Origin of the sequence: Sporosarcina sp. SAFN-015, assembly GCF_051966875.1 — a bacterium.
In the GTDB taxonomy this organism is placed as follows: Bacteria; Bacillota; Bacilli; order Bacillales_A; family Planococcaceae; genus Sporosarcina.
In genome coordinates, this window is the sequence record NZ_JBQCKP010000006.1 from 195891 (window position 1) to 213390 (window position 17500).

At 41.2% G+C, this 17500-nt stretch carries 23 protein-coding genes and 1 riboswitch; of the genes, 6 read left to right on the forward strand and 17 right to left on the reverse strand.

Going from position 1 to position 17500, the window contains the following annotated elements; all coding sequences use genetic code 11:
• The first annotated feature begins 103 nt into the window (after positions 1-103).
• Positions 104-421 (forward strand): rhodanese-like domain-containing protein, encoded by a 318-nt coding sequence (locus ACTHPA_RS12610; RefSeq protein ID WP_440500705.1) that lies wholly within the window; start codon positions 104-106, stop codon positions 419-421.
• 69 nt (positions 422-490) lie between these two features.
• The gene (locus ACTHPA_RS12615; RefSeq protein ID WP_440500666.1) at positions 491-1759 is read left to right on the forward strand and encodes an AAA family ATPase; all 1269 of its coding nucleotides are present in this window, start codon (positions 491-493) and stop codon (positions 1757-1759) included.
• 54 nt (positions 1760-1813) lie between these two features.
• Here ACTHPA_RS12615 and gcvPB read toward each other — a convergent pair whose 3' ends face one another.
• The 11 genes from gcvPB to comGA form a co-directional block, all read right to left on the reverse strand.
• Complete coding sequence (gcvPB, locus tag ACTHPA_RS12620) at positions 1814-3292, reverse strand: aminomethyl-transferring glycine dehydrogenase subunit GcvPB (RefSeq protein ID WP_440500667.1); 1479 nt, start codon at positions 3290-3292, stop codon at positions 1814-1816.
• A complete protein-coding gene (gcvPA, locus tag ACTHPA_RS12625) occupies positions 3285-4631 on the reverse strand; it encodes an aminomethyl-transferring glycine dehydrogenase subunit GcvPA (protein ID WP_440500668.1) in 1347 nt (448 codons plus the stop codon). Before gcvPA ends, gcvPB begins: the two co-directional genes overlap by 8 nt.
• Positions 4632-4656: 25 nt before the next feature.
• Complete coding sequence (gcvT, locus tag ACTHPA_RS12630; RefSeq protein ID WP_440500670.1) at positions 4657-5760, reverse strand: glycine cleavage system aminomethyltransferase GcvT; 1104 nt, start codon at positions 5758-5760, stop codon at positions 4657-4659.
• Between the two features lie 318 nt (positions 5761-6078).
• Positions 6079-6171, reverse strand: a riboswitch (glycine riboswitch).
• A gap of 188 nt (positions 6172-6359) precedes the next feature.
• Entirely contained in the window at positions 6360-6869 is a 510-nt protein-coding gene (locus tag ACTHPA_RS12635) for a shikimate kinase (RefSeq protein WP_440500671.1), read from the reverse strand.
• 3 nt (positions 6870-6872) lie between these two features.
• Positions 6873-7052 carry a hypothetical protein gene (locus tag ACTHPA_RS12640; RefSeq protein ID WP_440500673.1) on the reverse strand — a complete coding sequence of 60 codons (180 nt, stop codon included), beginning with the start codon at positions 7050-7052 and terminating at the stop codon, positions 6873-6875.
• Positions 7033-7482 carry a competence type IV pilus minor pilin ComGF gene (gene comGF, locus ACTHPA_RS12645; RefSeq protein WP_440500674.1) on the reverse strand — a complete coding sequence of 150 codons (450 nt, stop codon included), beginning with the start codon at positions 7480-7482 and terminating at the stop codon, positions 7033-7035. The genes ACTHPA_RS12640 and comGF overlap by 20 nt, the downstream gene beginning before the upstream one ends.
• Positions 7467-7769, reverse strand: a complete 303-nt coding sequence (locus tag ACTHPA_RS12650; protein WP_440500676.1) for a hypothetical protein — start codon at positions 7767-7769, stop codon at positions 7467-7469. Before ACTHPA_RS12650 ends, comGF begins: the two co-directional genes overlap by 16 nt.
• A complete protein-coding gene (locus ACTHPA_RS12655; protein WP_440500677.1) occupies positions 7759-8202 on the reverse strand; it encodes a prepilin-type N-terminal cleavage/methylation domain-containing protein in 444 nt (147 codons plus the stop codon). Before ACTHPA_RS12655 ends, ACTHPA_RS12650 begins: the two co-directional genes overlap by 11 nt.
• Positions 8189-8509, reverse strand: a complete 321-nt coding sequence (comGC, locus tag ACTHPA_RS12660) for a competence type IV pilus major pilin ComGC (protein WP_440500678.1) — start codon at positions 8507-8509, stop codon at positions 8189-8191. The genes ACTHPA_RS12655 and comGC overlap by 14 nt, the downstream gene beginning before the upstream one ends.
• Before the next feature lie 14 nt (positions 8510-8523).
• A complete protein-coding gene (comGB, locus tag ACTHPA_RS12665) occupies positions 8524-9579 on the reverse strand; it encodes a competence type IV pilus assembly protein ComGB (RefSeq protein ID WP_440500679.1) in 1056 nt (351 codons plus the stop codon).
• Positions 9572-10576 (reverse strand): competence type IV pilus ATPase ComGA, encoded by a 1005-nt coding sequence (comGA, locus tag ACTHPA_RS12670; RefSeq protein WP_440500680.1) that lies wholly within the window; start codon positions 10574-10576, stop codon positions 9572-9574. Before comGA ends, comGB begins: the two co-directional genes overlap by 8 nt.
• A gap of 296 nt (positions 10577-10872) precedes the next feature.
• Between comGA and ACTHPA_RS12675 the strand changes: the two genes are divergently transcribed.
• Positions 10873-11115: a DUF2626 family protein gene (locus ACTHPA_RS12675; RefSeq protein WP_440500681.1), complete on the forward strand. Its 243-nt coding sequence runs from the start codon at positions 10873-10875 to the stop codon at positions 11113-11115.
• 42 nt (positions 11116-11157) lie between these two features.
• Here the strand turns inward: ACTHPA_RS12675 and ACTHPA_RS12680 are convergent, their stop codons facing one another.
• Entirely contained in the window at positions 11158-11796 is a 639-nt protein-coding gene (locus ACTHPA_RS12680; protein WP_440500683.1) for an MBL fold metallo-hydrolase, read from the reverse strand.
• Between the two features lie 160 nt (positions 11797-11956).
• On the opposite strand from ACTHPA_RS12680, the gene ACTHPA_RS12685 reads away from it, so the two are divergent.
• The gene (locus ACTHPA_RS12685) at positions 11957-12136 is read left to right on the forward strand and encodes a DUF2759 domain-containing protein (protein ID WP_440500685.1); all 180 of its coding nucleotides are present in this window, start codon (positions 11957-11959) and stop codon (positions 12134-12136) included.
• Positions 12137-12188: 52 nt separating this feature from the next.
• Here ACTHPA_RS12685 and ACTHPA_RS12690 read toward each other — a convergent pair whose 3' ends face one another.
• From ACTHPA_RS12690 to rpmG, 5 genes are all read right to left on the reverse strand, one after another.
• The gene (locus tag ACTHPA_RS12690) at positions 12189-13289 is read right to left on the reverse strand and encodes a hypothetical protein (protein ID WP_440500707.1); all 1101 of its coding nucleotides are present in this window, start codon (positions 13287-13289) and stop codon (positions 12189-12191) included.
• A 91-nt stretch (positions 13290-13380) separates the two neighbouring features.
• Entirely contained in the window at positions 13381-15249 is a 1869-nt protein-coding gene (locus ACTHPA_RS12695) for an LTA synthase family protein (RefSeq protein ID WP_440500686.1), read from the reverse strand.
• 142 nt (positions 15250-15391) lie between these two features.
• Complete coding sequence (locus ACTHPA_RS12700) at positions 15392-15586, reverse strand: YqgQ family protein (RefSeq protein WP_440500687.1); 195 nt, start codon at positions 15584-15586, stop codon at positions 15392-15394.
• A complete protein-coding gene (locus ACTHPA_RS12705) occupies positions 15583-16164 on the reverse strand; it encodes a 5-formyltetrahydrofolate cyclo-ligase (protein WP_440500689.1) in 582 nt (193 codons plus the stop codon). The genes ACTHPA_RS12700 and ACTHPA_RS12705 overlap by 4 nt, the downstream gene beginning before the upstream one ends.
• 62 nt (positions 16165-16226) lie before the next feature.
• Positions 16227-16376: a 50S ribosomal protein L33 gene (rpmG, locus tag ACTHPA_RS12710; RefSeq protein ID WP_067403526.1), complete on the reverse strand. Its 150-nt coding sequence runs from the start codon at positions 16374-16376 to the stop codon at positions 16227-16229.
• 171 nt (positions 16377-16547) lie between these two features.
• Between rpmG and ACTHPA_RS12715 the strand changes: the two genes are divergently transcribed.
• A complete protein-coding gene (locus ACTHPA_RS12715; RefSeq protein WP_440500691.1) occupies positions 16548-16904 on the forward strand; it encodes a hypothetical protein in 357 nt (118 codons plus the stop codon).
• A complete protein-coding gene (locus ACTHPA_RS12720) occupies positions 16901-17389 on the forward strand; it encodes a hypothetical protein (RefSeq protein WP_440500692.1) in 489 nt (162 codons plus the stop codon). The genes ACTHPA_RS12715 and ACTHPA_RS12720 overlap by 4 nt, the downstream gene beginning before the upstream one ends.
• Positions 17390-17500 lie beyond the last annotated feature (111 nt).

Here is a 17500-nt window from a genome sequence, read left to right on the forward strand (position 1 = left end):
ATTCTTTATAATGGAACTATAGAAAGAAAGGGGAAAATCGGTTGTGGATTATATTATTCTTGGAGCGGTAATACTCGCGATCATTTTGTATTTTGTTATTACAATGTTTCGCGTCAAAAAGGCTGTTACAAATTTAACACAAGAGCAATTTATCGAAGGTTATAGAAAAGTGCAATTGATCGATGTGCGTGAACCGAAGGAATTTGAAGCGGGACACATATTAGGCGCTCGTAACATTCCATACTCTCAATTCCGTCAACGTTTTAAAGAAATCCGTCCGGACAAGCCAGTCTATCTTTACGATCAAAATGGCGGAAAGAGCTCCAGAGCTGCTTTATTTTTGAAAAAACGGGACTATACTCAATTGTACCAATTGCAAGGTGGATTCCGTACTTGGACAGGAAAAGTGAAAAGTAAATAACAATAAGCTTAAGATTAAGTTCTTCCTTTGGAGGAACTTTTTCTATATCAACATGAATAGGAGCCCTTTATGGATAAACCAACTTTATTGCCAGTAGATGAGATATTTAACAATACTCATTCCAATTATGAAAATTACGCTTTCATCATCAGGAAAATCATTGATACATTAAACAATCGAAATGAACAGCATTGGAAAATCATCCAAGCCGAAGAACTTATTTCGCACGCGGCATCTGTCATTGATGACTTAATGAAAAAAGGAAAATTACAATTCGAATCAATCGGTTATCTTTATGGCACACGGCCATCCGGGAAAGTGGAGAAGACGGAATCAGATCGATTATTTGAATTGCGCGTTTCCGAAACTATAGAAAATCAGCTGTTCTATTTTCCGGAATACGAAATCGCCTTTACACAAATGGTCTATTATGTTGATAGCGGTTCAACTTGGCCGGAACACCATATATTCTCACCCTCCTCTGAAAAAGCGCTTCACTTCATAGAGTCTGTGAACACCTTGCAGCGGGAACAAATGAAACAGACGATCACTTATTTGGTTGATACTGAGAGTGGTGTAACTAAGAAGAGTTTCGAACATGAATATACAGTCGATAGAGATGATGTTTTTCTCGAAGATACGATAAAAAAAGATATTTATCGTTCTGTCGATGAGTTTTTTAATAACGATGGAACCTTTTACAAAGAATATGGGCTTCCTTATAAGCGAGGTATTTTATTGCATGGCGCCCCAGGAAACGGAAAAACAACGCTCGTCCGTTCCATCACCGGTACCACGACAGCTCCGGTAATTTACTGGCAAATTACAGAGCATACGGGCAGCTATTCTGTTGAAGAAGTATTCAACACAGTCGCAAGGATGGCACCAGCTATCCTTGTCATCGAAGATATCGACTCGATGCCCGAGCATACACGCAGCACTTTTTTGAATACGTTAGACGGTGCACGGGTACGAGATGGTCTTTTCGTCATCGGGACGACCAATTACCCTGAACGGATTGACCCTGCGCTAATCAATCGAGCTGGACGCTTTGACAGCACTTATGAAATACCGTCTCCAAACTTGGAAATGAGGAGAGCTTATTTAAAACAACTTGATATTAAGGAGCTTTTCAATGATGACCAACTCGATGAAATGGCTGCCAAAACAAAGGGATTGTCCATTTCTCAATTAAACGAATTATATATGTCAGTAGCGATGGGATATCATTACGACGGAGAAATTGTCTATGAGCGCAGAATCGAAGAGCTTCAAAAACAACATCGCCGATCGACAAAAGGTGACTGGGAACAAAATGGTTCCATCGGTTTTTCATAATTAAACTAAAAAAAGGAGAGTCCCAATCCGGGACTCTCCTTCATTTATATCGTATTACGCCTTTACAAGATCTTCCTCTTTAGTATATCGAAGTACCGGTTGGCGTGCTGCTTTCGTCTCATCAAGACGATTGATAACCGTCGTATGAGGCGCTTCTTGTACGATTTCCGGATTCTCTTCAGCTTCCTTTGCGATTTGGATCATAACATCAATGAAAGAATCAAGAGTTTCCTTCGATTCAGTTTCCGTAGGCTCGATCATGATAGCCTCTTCAACATTTAACGGGAAGTAGATTGTTGGCGGATGGAAACCGAAGTCGAGCAGGCGCTTCGCCATATCCAATGTCCGGACGCCCAATTTCTTCTGGCGACGGCCTGATAATACGAACTCATGCTTACAGTGCTGCTTGTAAGGCAGGTCGAAATAAGGTTCCAGTTTGCGCATCATATAGTTTGCATTTAGTACCGCATTCTCCGTAACAGCTTTTAAGCCATCCGGACCCATGGAACGGATATATGTGTACGCACGTAAATAGATGCCGAAGTTGCCATAGAACGGCTTGACGCGTCCGATTGTTTGAGGCACATCATATTCGAATGTATAACGATCATCCTCTTTTACAAGGATCGGCTTCGGCAAGAATGGAGCCAATTCCTTCGTAACTCCGACAGGACCTGAACCTGGACCGCCGCCGCCATGAGGACCTGTGAACGTCTTATGCAAGTTCAAGTGGACCGCATCGAAGCCCATGTCTCCTGGTCTTGCTTTTGCCATGACGGCATTCAAGTTCGCACCGTCATAGTACAATTTTCCGCCTACACCGTGTACAATCTCAGCCATTTCAAGAATTTCTTCTTCAAAGAGACCTAGTGTATTCGGATTCGTAAGCATGAGGGCAGCTGTATCCGGTCCAACTTTCGATTTCAAATCATCGATATCGACAAGACCTAATTCATTCGACTTAACAGTAACTGTATCAAAGCCAGCAACTGTAGCAGAAGCAGGGTTTGTACCGTGCGCGGAATCTGGCACAAGCACTTTCGTACGGTGAGATTCGCCATTCGCTTCATGGAATGCACGGATCATCATGAGGGCCGTCCATTCTCCGTGTGCACCTGCAGCCGGTTGAAGTGTCACTTCATCCATTCCTGTAATCTCGGACAGATGTTCTTGAAGATCATACATGATTTCCATTGCACCTTGGACAGTCGATTCATCTTGTAACGGATGGATGTTCGCAAATCCCGGGAATCTAGCAACCGCTTCATTGATTTTTGGATTATACTTCATCGTACAGGATCCAAGGGGATAGAAGCCGGTGTCAACCCCATGGTTTCGATTGGATAGTGCTGTATAATGGCGCATAATATCAAGCTCGGAAACTTCAGGAAGCTCAGGAGATTCCTCTCTGAGAAGACCTTCCGGCAAATGGCTTGAAAGATCGATTTCGGGAACATCGAGATCAGGCAAGCTATAGCCGATCCTGCCTGCCTTTGTAATTTCAAAAATGAGCGGTTGGTTATCTTTATGCATGGCTAGCCTCCATTTCCTGCACAAGTGCATCGATTTCTTCTTTCGTACGCTGTTCAGTAACGGCAATCAATACATGGTTGGATAGCTCAGGATATGTCAATCCAAGATCATATCCGCCAATGATTCCTTTATCAAGAAGCTTCGCATTCACTTCTTTAACCGGCTTTTTAAGCTCCACAACTATTTCATTGAAATGCACTCCGCCAAATTTCACTTCGAACCCTGCTTTTTCGAATGCATTTTTCGCATAAGCAGTTTTGGCGATATTTTGGTAAGCAATTTCCTTTGTGCCAACTTTTCCTAAAGCTGTCATCGCAACCGAAGCAGCGAGGGCATTTAATGCTTGGTTCGAACAAATATTGGAAGTCGCTTTGTCACGACGGATATGTTGTTCACGTGCTTGAAGCGTCAGAACGTAACCACGTCTGCCTTCGCCATCGGTAGTTTCCCCTACCAATCTTCCCGGCATTTTTCTCATTAACTTTTTCGTAGTTGCAAAATATCCGCAATGTGGTCCGCCGAACTGTTCCGATATACCGAACGGTTGCGCATCTCCAACAGTGATATCCGCACCCAATTTGCCAGGTGGCGTCAATATACCTAGGGCTAGCGGATTTGCTGAAACGACTAGCAAACCGCCTTTATCATGTGTGATTTCTCCGATTTTTTGGATGTCTTCCACCTGACCGAAGAAATTCGGATATTGAACGATAACTGCTGCTGTATTATCATCGAGCAATTGCTCGAGCGAAGCTACATCCGTCACACCATCTTTCTGGGGGATTGTGACAACGTCGATAAATTGACCTGCTGCATAAGACGCCACTACATCTCGCGCTTCCGGATGAACCGTTTCAGATACGAGGATTTTGGTGCGGCGTGTATGACCTGCTGCCATAGTCCCTGCCTCCGCTAATGCAGTGCCACCGTCGTACATGGATGAGTTGGCTATGTCCATTCCTGTCAATTCACAGATCATCGTTTGAAATTCGAAAATCGCTTGCAATTCCCCTTGCGAAATTTCTGGTTGGTAAGGTGTATAGGCTGTATAAAATTCAGAACGCGAAATGACATGATCAACGATGATCGGTTTGTAATGATCATACACACCCGCTCCAAGGAAAGAGGCATATGTACGCGCATCCGCGTTTTTTGCTGCAAGTTGCGCAAGCTCCTTCGTCAATGCAGTTTCCGATTTCGCTGGTTTAATATTTAATTCGCCTTTAAAACGCACTTTTTCGGGAATATCTTCAAATAGTTCATCAACCGTCGCAATTCCGATCGCCGATAGCATTTCTTCACGATCTGTTTCCGTCATAGGAATATAACGATGCTTCATGTCAACATGTCTCCTCTTCATTCATTTATCGTTTATAGAAAGGTGTTGCAATCAGTACTGCCTTCAATCGTTTCCCGCGGATTTCTACTTCCACATTAGTTCCTTCTGCCGTATGTTCCGTTGCAAGAAGTGCAAAACCGATGTTCTTTTTCAACGTAGGAGATTGCGTTCCAGTAGTGACTTCACCAATTTCTTCTTCACCAATAAACACTTTATAACCAGTCCGTGGAATTCCTTTATCAATCATTTCAAGACCGACAAGCTTCCTTGAAAGGCCATTTTCCTTTTGTGCTGCAAGTACTTCTTTCCCTACGAAATCCTCTTCTTTATTCAGCTTCACCACGAATCCCAGCCCTGCTTCCAGCGGCGAGATATCTTTCGACAACTCCTGACCGTAAAGCGGTAAGCCTGCTTCAAAACGAAGAGTATCACGAGCCCCTAAACCTGCTGGCACAACCCCTTCCTCTTCTCCGGCTTCCAAAATGGCCGGCCAAAGAGCGACGATTGACTGCGGCGATCCGTAAATCTCGAACCCGTCTTCACCGGTATATCCCGTACGGGAAACGAGGACCTGATGGCCTGCAATATCGACATTATCTTTGAAACGGAAAAACTTGATTTCATCCAATGGTTCGGAAGTCAATTTTTGCAATACCTCTTGTGCTTTTGGACCTTGCAATGCAAGTAAACCAAATTCGTCTGAACGATCCTCGATGATGACATCTCCGTTTGCATGCTGTTTCATCCATTCAACATCCTTTTCAATGTTGGAGGCGTTAACAACTAACAGGTAATTATTTTCTTTTCTTTTATAGATGAGCAGGTCATCTACCGTACCGCCATTCTCATAGCACATTGCGGTATATTGCGCTTGGCCATCCTTCAATTTAGAAACATCATTTGTAACTAATCCTTGCAGGAAAGAAAGTGCGTCTTCACCTGAAACAAAAACCTCACCCATATGCGAAACATCAAATAGGCCAGCTTTCGTTCTGACAGCTTCATGTTCAGCTTTAATGCTTGAAAACTGAACTGGCAATTCCCAACCTCCGAAATCAATCGTCTTTCCACCGTACTGTTGATAACTATCGAAGAGTGCGGTACGTTTCAAAGTTTCCGTCAAAGCCATATCCCCCTTGAAATGAATGATAAAGTAAAACTTCAATCAGCGGCATTTTCCCCACTGATCAGATGAACAAAGGCTAAGTACGCAACGTCCTGTTGCAATGCCTTTGTGACTTGCATCCTGCAAGCCCGATCCAATCGGGCATTTACTGGCTGTTTTCAACCACTTATTTTTTGAAAGGGGTGCCTTACAGCCAGTTAATGCGGGATAAAAAAAGACAGAAGTCCCCTTGAATAAGAGAACCTCTGTCCGTGTACCTGAAAGTTTGACCTTGCGGCTTTCCTCTTTGGTGGCCGACTAAATCGGCACTCTCCAGAGACGCGTCATGAATGAGTCTTTTTGCCTGAGAGATTCATAACTTTCGTTACTTGCTCCTTCGGCGACGCCTAATGCGTGCTCTCCCCATCCAATCATCCGCCATATGCAATTAAAAATAAAATGATTAAAATTCGGACAAATAACTGCCCTTTCGCCTTATATCTTAACATTTCATTTTTGCAAGCGCAATCCTTTTTCAAGTATTATTCATTTTACGAACCATATCTTCTTAAATGACAAATAATGTTCGTATTTAAATCATCAGATATTTCAGCACTATGTCATCAGTTTTTCAATCTCGTAATCTGGGAAGCAATATACTGTGTAATTTCACTTAACGTCCTGTTTGTTGTTTCGACTTTAAAATGGGCACATTGCAAATAAAGGGGCTTTCTATTGTGAAAAAGCCTCTCCAATTCATGTCTAGAAGAACGCTGAACAATCGGCCTGTTTATATCAGTCGAAATCCTACGCCATATATCACGGAATGTGGAATTCAAATAAAAGACAAGACCTGTCATTCTCATAATCTTCCTGTTTTCCGCCCTCATAGCAACACCACCACCGGTAGCAATGATACAAAACTCGTCAGAGAAGTTGCGCAAGAATTCCGTTTCCATTTCCCTGAACCCTTCTTCGCCATATGTTTCGAAAATTTGAGGGATTGTCATGCCTGTCCGTGTGGCAATTTCAGTATCCATATCATAAAAAGGCAAATCCAGCAGCGTCCCAAGCCGCTTGCCAATTGCGCTTTTTCCGCTTCCCATGAAACCGACCAAGTATACTCTTTTCATATTTTACCCGCCTTGCCTCATCAACTTTGTTGTTTCTTTCTCATAGTGGATTTCAATTGAATCGAATGTTCTGTATAGATTAGTATGCCATGAAATGATAGTAAAGAGAAAGAGGCTGACGAGAAATAGTAAAATTAACGAAGCGGCTAAAGTGATCCCTTTTTCATTCCTGACGAAATCCAATTGCAAATCTCCTTTCCCTCTTACTTCCGTCAAGCATTGTCACTTCAACGCTGAGCTCATGTCCGTCTTCGGTAAAAACCACGCTTGAGACATTTGTGAAAAGAGGAATATGTCCTGTTAAATTCGTCCGTTTGCGGATGACATAATTATTTTGACCAACTTCAATTTTCCCTCTTTCGTTCGTGAACGAAATCGACCGATCTCCCATTAGAACTTTAAAATCTTCAACATTAACTAGCAATGCTTGCAAATCGATTGCAAACATTTCCCATTCGGTCGCGTAATAATCTTGCAATTGACGCTCTATTGGAGTTTTCCAATAAAAGAACAGGACGACAAACTGGAGAAAGATTCCCATGATCACTAATTGAAACAAGGCTTCTAGAAAAGAATAACCCGCCTCATTACGTTTTTTCAGATCCCTATGCATTTTTCGAATTCCCGTTCAATGAATTGATAACTTACACAAATTCCTTCTCCCTGTACTGACCATCGGTATATTGTTTTATCTATATGATTTTCCCCCGCTATCAGACCGTATGCCTGATAGAGTATAGCACCGTGATAAGCGGATTCTGCTGCATGCATGCCCAACTTTTTCATTTCTAAACGCGTAGACGCATGTGAATAAAGCGGCAACAGCGTCCCGAAAATGACTGTCAATATGACGAGGGATAAAATCGACTCCGGCCAAGAATACCCTTTTTCATTCGTCATAGACGAGCACCCTCCCATACTGTAATTGCAATGTTAATCGCTTGTCCCCAGTCGAAGTTCGCAGAATGATTGTCCCAGGATTGATAATATGTCCGTTCGGATGAAATTCTACCGTGCTAATTCTATTCCCGCCACTCACCCAATGCATATAGCCAGGAAAATCAATGGTGGAATATGTCACCGAAATAGGTGCATATAAACTATAGGATCTCCCTGAGTTGCGGAACTTGATTGCCGTATACGTTTCGTTTGCCTTTGCATAGGCTTGTGCATGATGAATAGTCGCAATGAATGTATACAAAGCTTCTTCTTCGCTCTGTTTTGTAATCCAACGATCCCCAATAGGCAGGATGACAGCTGACAGAATGCCGACCACACTCAACACAAGAAGCATTTCGAGAAAAGTGAACCCCTTGTCATTATTCGCCTTCATTATTGTTAAGTGCTCTTACAATTCCATCTTCTATTGAAATATCAGAGCCATCAGGACATTTTGCACCTTCCGGCAAATAGTCTTCTTCTGTCAACATATCAATTGTTGGAACTGTATGATGCTCCATCTTATATGCTTCTACCTGACCTTGTGCCATTTTGACAAAAGCTTGGCACCCCTTTTCATCAATCGCCTTCGAATGTTTAGTCACATTCGGTATGGCAATCAATACTAATACAGAAATAATAAGTAACACGATCATCATTTCGATCAACGTGAAACCATCTTCTTCCTTAACCGCTTTCAATACCTTTCTCCTCCTCATAAATTATCAATCACGCTGTAAACCGGCAGCAATAAAGCTAAATAAGACGCCAAAATGCAAATTGATAAAATTATAAATAAGATAGGCTGTAGCAACGCAAGCCACTTTCCTAAATCCTCTTCAATCATTTCATGAAGGTTTTCACCGAACAGTAGAAGTTCCTTTGCCAGATGTCCTGTATCGGATCCATGCTTCGCATACGCGCTTAACTCCTTGCGAAGGCCAACCGTCAATTGAGTGGCCATTTCGAAACTTTCACCGTATATGACATGTCTTTTAATCGACAAAGCGACTTCACTTAGCAGCGGATTCAATTTTTGCTCCACCAACACTTGAAGGGCATCTTGAATAGATAGTCCCGACTGAAGAAGACTGCCGATTTCGCTTACAAAGTCACGAGTTATCAATTTCGAAAATAATGATTTAATAACAGGAATGGTCATAAGGAAACGGATTCTTCTTTCTGACGGCAATCTACGGTAAATGAATATACCACTTGCCGCTGTTGCGATAAAGAAAGCGCCGCTTCCAATCAATACATCAGGGATTCTCGAAACGAGTATAGGAAGCAGGGAAACGATACCGGCTGCCTCCTCATTCCTCGCCACTACCATCGCTTGTAAATTAGGAAGGAAATAGCTTCGAAAAACTAATAGAAAGATAGCTAAAAACGAAAAAAGCACGAAAGGATAGAGTAAGAGATTTCGCAGCTTTCTTCTTCTTTCTTCCGATCGCTTCATTCTATCCGCCATTCCCATTAATGCATCCGCCAATCTTCCGTTCACATCTGCGATGATGACAGGTAGCAAAACACTTGAAGAAAACCCGAGTCTCCTAAGAATATCCGACACTCCAAGCCCCGCCTTAAAATCCATTTCTATTTGTTCTAGCAGTTCATTGAAATGCTTTGAATGATGTGGCATTAGGAGTATCAGTCCATCATGGAATGTATAGCCTTCTTGCATAAGAACCGAAAGCCTACTTAAAAACGCAGGACGGTTTTCAATGCTATACGAAGTTCGAGTGAATAACCGTTTTCTTTCCTTAACCATGGGACATCCCTTTATTCAAGCTGTATTTTTTCATGACTGCTTCGATTGTCATTTCTTTTGGTACAGTTACACGTTTCCCTGAAATAATCCCATCTGCCATCGCATCTAATAAATCGCCTTGAACAATTTCAAATACCGCGCCAACATCTCCATCTTTTTTTCGGATGAGACGCTGTGCAGATATGCAAACGATTGTTTGCCTCAGTTCTTCGGGAGTGATTCCAAAATCCATCATTCTATAAAAGCATCCCTCAGGATCTTTTGAATGGACGGTCGACAATACTAAGTGGCCTGTCAACGCTGCCGCCACAGCAGTCCTTGCAGTTTCGGCATCTCTTATCTCACCGATCATAATAACGTCAGGAGAATGTCTTAAAATCGCTTTCAGCCCTGCCGCATATGTCATGCCGGATCGTTCATTCACTTGTATTTGCAGAAGATGCGAATGATTGTTTTCGACAGGATCCTCAAGAGTGATCACATGCCTTTGATGATTGACGCAATGTGCAGTAAGGGAATAGATAGTCGTCGTTTTTCCACTCCCTGTTGGACCGGTCAGCAGAATTAATCCTTGCTGTTCTTCGGCAGCACGCCGAAGCTGCTTTTCCCAAATAGGATCGATGCAGAGCTCATCAAGTGGAACAATTTGGTCATGCCTTTGAATACGGATGACTACACTTTCTTTCATTTGGATAGAGGGAATAGTTGAAACGCGGAACGAATAGTTTTCGTTTTGCATTTTTTTGTGAAATGAACCGCTTTGTGGTTTTCGTTTATCACTAATATCTAACGAGGAAAGAAATTTGAAAAAGGAGATCATACGGGCGGCTAACTGTGGGGGAAATGTGCCGGACCGTTCCAGTTTTGAATTCTTTTTAAAAGAAATATCATAATGATCGTGCATTGGAACGAAGTGGATGTCTGTCGCCTCATTGGCAATCGCTCGCTCCAAAAGGTCAAAACACTTTTTCTCAACGATATTGTCACGATTTTCCATTGAGCACCCCTCTTTCACGGTGAAAGACCGCTTTTCACCTTAAAACGAGTATACGTTGAACAAATCGAAAAAGGAATAGTTCTATGTGAATTCAATTTTTAAGCGCCATTATCGCATCAATTTTGAATTTTACATTGCCTTTTCGGTCTAAAAATGAATTTTGTGAAGTTCAAATGTGTTTGTTCAACATGTATTTGTCACAATGTCAACTTGATAGGAGTTTACTTTTCGAGTTACTATCCATTATAATGAATAGGAGATCATTGTATTGTTTTATGTTAAGGAGGGACGCACTTATGGATAACATGTTCAAGCTATGCGGTTTTTGGACTGGCATTTTCGCTGTAATGTTCTTCGTCGGTGACATGATGACAGCTTCCGTTATCATGATCGCGAGCACTATTTTCTTCCTGTTGCTTGGATATTTGAATCTTACAGAGCGTATGTATATGTACATGTTTGGAGCTTACCTAATGATTTTCATGGTAGGATTCAGCTATTATGCGACATTTATTCACGTACCAGGTGCAGGTCACTAATCGTCCGAAAGAAAAAACAGCCAATGTGGCTGTTTTTTCTTCTTATGAGAAGCCATTTAAAAACGGATTCATATCTTTTTCTTCTGCAGGAGTTGTCGAAGGGCCGTGACCAGGATAGACAACGAAATCATCATTCAAAGTCAATAACTTCTCATGAATAGATTGAAGCAACGTCTTCGTATCTCCTCCAGGAAGATCCGTCCTTCCTATGCTTTCCTTAAAAAGCGTATCCCCTACAATAGCTACCTCCGCATCAGTGAAAATGAATGATACACTGCCCGGCGAATGCCCCGGTGTATGACGAACTTCCAAGTGAAATGAACCAATTTGCAATTCGCCTTCCCTAAGAAAATGATCAGCGGCTTCATTTTTCACAAGAGGCAAACCTGGATATCTAGAAGAACCATTTAAGTCGGGATTCACAAGCCACTCCTGTTCCGCTTCGTGAATATGAACGGGGATGCCAAAATGACTTCTTACTTGATCAACCGCTCCAATATGATCGAAATGCGCGTGTGTCAATAGAATGGCAAGCGGTTTAACATTCAATTTTACGATTTCTTTTATCACCCGGTCTCCTTCTTCTCCTGGATCGACAACTAAACACTCCCCCTTATCATTGAGTAGTAAATAGCAATTCGTCTGAATCGGACCAAGTGGATATGTACGTATTTCTAACATTTTTCACACCTCCTACTTTTGATAGTAATGAACTTACAATCGGATTTCAAACAATCGTCACTTATAAACCTCGACAAAATGTTGGGCAAACAGTACAATAGAAGAGGAATATTGCTAATTCGGCATTCATTTTTTCTCTATTGAAAGGAGTGTCTTCTACATGAACATCTTAATGGTTATTTTCGGACTCGTTGCAATCTTCGCTGTTATCGGTACTGTACAAGCTTTCAAAGAGCGTAATGTACTGAGCATTTTGTTCAATCTTGGAGCTGCCGTTATTTTCGGCGGTTTTACAATCGCGACGATTGTCTTCCAAGGCTACCCACCTACTCTTCATTGATTAGTACTTGTTTTTAAAAACATCCTCTGCATTTCAATGCAGAGGATGTTTTTTAGTTATCAAATTCAATCCACTCAAATATTTCTTTCGCTCTCATGTCAATAAGCTCTTCTGACGTATAGCCGTTTAAACAATATTGTCCAGAAGGAGAACATTTTAACGGTCCCTCATCCAACCCTTTTACTAGTAGCTCGGGACTTCCTTTTTCAAAACGATACAAATTAAACTTTGCACCCAATTCATCCAGTTGGCCGCTCTTTTCCGCCCCTTTTAGAATCAACCGATTCTCATCAAGCCATTCAATTGCAGGGACTACCCACTCCGAATAATTACTGACCGCCGGCAACTTCCATTCCGACTTTACCTCACCGTCAAAGTTCCTGATCGTATATGTAAACGCATCCGAGTCAATTGTCTGTACAATACCGATAGCATCATCAAACACATCAAAATAAACCGCATTTCCAATTCCGGTTGTCTCAACTTTCTCAGTATCTAAATGAAACATCTGTATATCTCCACCGTCGAGCGGATGGTCTTCCAACAACATGCTGAAAATCTTATTATCATTAGCCCACTTTGGAAATGGATCATCCAATTCGACAAGGGAAAGACTATCATCACTTCCATCAAATGCAAAGAGATCAAAAGACCAATCTTCATGGAAAGCAGTAAATAATATTTTCTTTGGATTTTCACGATTCCATTCAATCGATAGCTCCGTCGAATCGATTTCCACTTCATGCTCAACCGTCCCGTCCATTTCAACGATTTTAATGACAGCAGAGTTTGGATGATCGCTCGTATGTACTAATAAATAATCGCTGGAAGGGTGTACAAGGACATCAATAATGAATGACGAATCCTCATATACCAGCCCAGTTTCTCCCGTTTCGATGTCAAAATAATTCACTTTGTAAACACCGTTATTTTTCACAACATAAAGAATTTGAGTATCAGTAAGCCAATCCGCTATGAAATGAAAGCTGGAAGGATCCGCTTCAAAAACTTGGGGAGTTGGCGACTCAACAGACTCCTCGACAACATCGGAAGGTTCTTCCATATTAGGTTCTACTGCCGGCGGTTCACTTTTCTCCGAACAGCCAAACATCATTATCAAGAACAGCAAAAGCCAACCTGTCATTCTTTTCATCACGCAATCCCCTCCTTCCATCTTTCTTTCAAAAAAATTCTGCACGGTAAACGAACCCGTGCAGAACTTAGTCGTTTTCGCCAATATAGGCTTATTCTTCTTCTTTATCTGTAAATCTTAGCAAGTCTCCATTAATAATCAAATCAGAATAGCCAAGTTCCGTTGTCGCCCGGTCAATATACGGTTCACACGCTTGAGAATCGGTTGCTTCTCCAGTTTCGATATCATAGCAAGCTTCGTGAGCGTAAATATAGTCTTCGGTAACTAAACGTCCGTCCCTGAAAATAACAAACGGTTCATGATCCGGAGAGAATATGTCTGCGCCCATTTGCATGTCTTCTTTCGTACTGATGCCTAGCAAATGCAGGACAGTTGGTCTAATATCCAATTGGCCGGAAAGCTCGTCAATCGTTTTTCCTTTTCCATAACCAGGAATGTGAATGAACATCGGTACTTTTTGCAATTCGACATTATCAAATGGAGTAATTTCTTTATCCAAATACATGCCCATCGCCTTGTTGTGGTTTTCCGAAATACCATAGTGGTCCCCGTACATGACAATTATAGAATTGTCATATAAACCGCTATTCTTTAAGTCTTCGAAGAAGATTTTAACGGCCTCATCCATATAACGGACTGTTTGGAAATACTTGTTCAATGTTTTCGAATTGGAATCATAAGGCGGAATGATCATATCTTCTTCATCCAAATCAAATGGATGGTGGTTCGTTAATGTAATCATTCTTGTTGAAAACGGTTGAGGCATAGTTTTCATTAATTCCACGGACTGCTCAAAAAACGGAATATCTTTCATTCCCCAGTTGACCGCTTGCCCTTCTCCGATCTCATAACTTTCAACATCATAAAATTTCTCTATACCTAGAGCTTGGTACATAATATCCCGGTTCCAGAAACTTTTGTTGTTAGCGTGCATGACACTCGTGAAATATCCATTCTCGCCCAGTCTTTCCGACATGGAGTTGAACGTATTTCCACTGTTTGTGAAAAAGACAGCCCCGCCATTTCGGCCGTATAGTGAGTTTTCCATAATGAATTCCGAGTCAGAAGTTTTTCCCAACCCAGTTTGGTGATAGAAGTTATCGAAATAAAATGTATCTGGATCATTTGTCAACTCATTGAGGAATGGCGTAATTTCATGGCCGTTCATCTCATTGTTGATAACGAAGTTTTGCAAGGATTCCAACGAAACGAAGATTACGTTACGTCCCTCCGCAACTCCGAACATTTTTGGATCCGGCTCTGCATAATTCGCATTAATATAGTTGGCTACCTCGGTTAGTTCACTGCCATCGGCAAGCGCGCGTTGGGCATGCGTTTTCGATTGGATGAACAAGTCATAAATATGATAATTGTATGTCCCGATATTTTTCACGAGCAATTCCCTATCAAAGCTTCGTGTGAGCAACTGCGGACGCTGCGCTTCGGATAATCCTAAATTGACCATCAATACTGTTGCAGCTACAACGAAATACAGCTTACGCCCAATGCTTCGTTGGCTTACAGAACTTTCCGCCGCAGGAATAAATTTTATAGCCAATGCAATGATAATGACATCGGTGAAGAATAAAATATCCCATGGACGGATGTTCGCACCAATGGAAGACGACAAATCGCCAAAATTACTTGTTTGGAATAAGACCGGCAATGTGATGAAATCACTAAAAAATCGATAAAATACCGCGTTGCTGAACATAATAATTGACGTTATTAAACTGACTGAAAATATATAGATGTTACGACGTTTCGTACTCTTCATGAATAAGGCCAGACCGTATATGAATAATAAAAAACTGAGTGGGTTCATGAACAGAATGAATTCCTGCATCATATTATCGATCTTCATATTAAAGCTAGTGATATAACCTATATACGTTGTTAGCCAAGTTGCGATAATTGCAATGACGAGTACGGAATGCTTGGGCCAAGTTACTCTTTTCATACTTTATCTTCCTTTCAAATTGAAACCTCAATTGTAAATGCACCCCATCATCTGTACATGCACTACTTAATAGACGGATGAGAGATAAAAAAGTTTCATTTTCTGCAAAAAAATTGTGAAGGAAAATGATTTGAGGATCACTCTAATCAGTCCTCTTGCCCAACTCACTTTTTAATATAAGCAGGGCAGGTAAGTAATCTTCTTGCATAATCAAGCCATTTTCGTATAGCTCTTTCAATTCAGACATCATCATTTCGATATCTGTTTTTTGATTCCCTGTATATATAAAAATGCCGAAACGTTTAAGAAGTTGCAGGACATCTAAGAATCCCCTCATTTGGCATCACGTATTTCCCGACATTGTATGACTCTTTTCTCAGTAATAATCTTATTGACTGGAATATCATGTTCTTCAATAGGTACTTCTTTTGAAGTTTGAATATCTAAAGCTAAAGATATCCGGTTGCCATTATAGTTAGTCAAATAGCGATCATAATATCCTCCACCAAAACCTATCCTGAACCCTTCATCGGAAAATACGACGCCAGGCACAATTTGGAGGTCGATTTGGTGTTTGTCAACGGAAATCGTCCGTTCGACAACTGGTTCCTTTAAATCCATATAAATAGTTTCAAGATCATCGAATGAATTGATAAGTCTAAAATCCATTTCCCTCGTATCGGGTTTACATTTCGGCACAGCAATACGTTTCCCTAGACTCCAAGCGGATTCAATCAACGCAATTGTATCCACTTCCGGAAAGCGCGAGATTGTAACTCCTATCGTCTGAGCCAACGTGTATTCTTCACACGCATGAAGCCGTTCCAAAATCGCTGCAGACAGACTTGCATGTTCAGAATGATTCATATCTTTCATGATTGTTATCATCTGTTTTCGTTTGGACAATTTACTCATTCAAGTATTCCCCCATTCTGAAATAAAAAACCAAAACCCGCGAAGAGTTTTGGCATGAGCGATTATTTCGTTTCACGGTGCAAAGTTTGTTTCTTTTCACGTGAGCAATATTTTTTCATTTCAAGACGTTCCGGATTGTTACGCTTGTTTTTCTTTGAAATATAATTACGCTCTCCACATTCTGTGCAAGCAAGTGTAATATTTACGCGCATTGTTGTCCCTCCCACTCATTGGCAATATAAATTAATATGAGCATGATTTATACGACTTTTCAATTGTATCATATCACACGGTTATGTAAAGAAGAAAGTTTCAAATTACATTCAGAAGATGCATATGATACGATGGGAACAAAGTAATCTATTCCCGGAGGTTGTACCATATTGGATATTGAACTAATTTTACTAGGCATAGGTATTATTTGCATCATCCTTTCATTCTTCATCGGAAATTCAAGGCGTAAAAATGAAGAGGAGATTGAAAACATTTCAATCAGCCTCCATCAGGAAACAAATCAATTGAAAAAACGTTTGAAAGCAATTGAAGAGGAATTAATGATTAGTGTTGGACCGGTCACAAATGAACAGCGTCGGAAAACGAAACCAGTACACGAAATCATTATTAATCAAATCCTCTCCTTAAAAGCACAAGGTTATTCAATTCCAGAAATAGCGAAACGCTCTTCCCTATCAAACGAGGAAGTCATCGACGTACTGAAATCCCGGGGGGTATCCTTATGATGATAAAGGATATTCTAAGAGGAGCAGGAATAGGCTGCATTATTGCAGGAGGAATTATCTATTTCACGAGCACTGACATTGAGCAAGCTGATCCCGAAAAGTACAAAATCCAGTTGGACGAGCTGCAAGCTGAGTTAGATAAGGTAAAACAAGAGTTAGCTGTCGCCCAAACATTATCTTCCCCTAAATCGGGGAGTACTGACAGCCAAGACTCGAATAATGGTAAGGAAAAGACAGAATCGAACCCAAATGGCGAAACAAATTCAAAGCCGATTACTAAAGTAATCTTGACGATCGAAGCTGGGTCGACATCAAAATCTGTAGCTCATAACCTTGAGCAGGCAGGGATTATCGACAACGCCAAGGAATTGGAACAGTATTTGATTAATAATGGCTTGGCGGGCCGCATTCAAATTGGCGTGCACGAAGTTGACACTACAATGGACCTTGACATGATTGCACGCATTATTACAAATACGAAATAAACAAAAAAGCTGCCCTTCACCGATTTTCCAGCGGTGAAGTGCACCCCAAAAGTTAGAGTTGAAAATCTAACTTTTGGGGTGTTTTATTATGGTTAAATATACAGATGATTT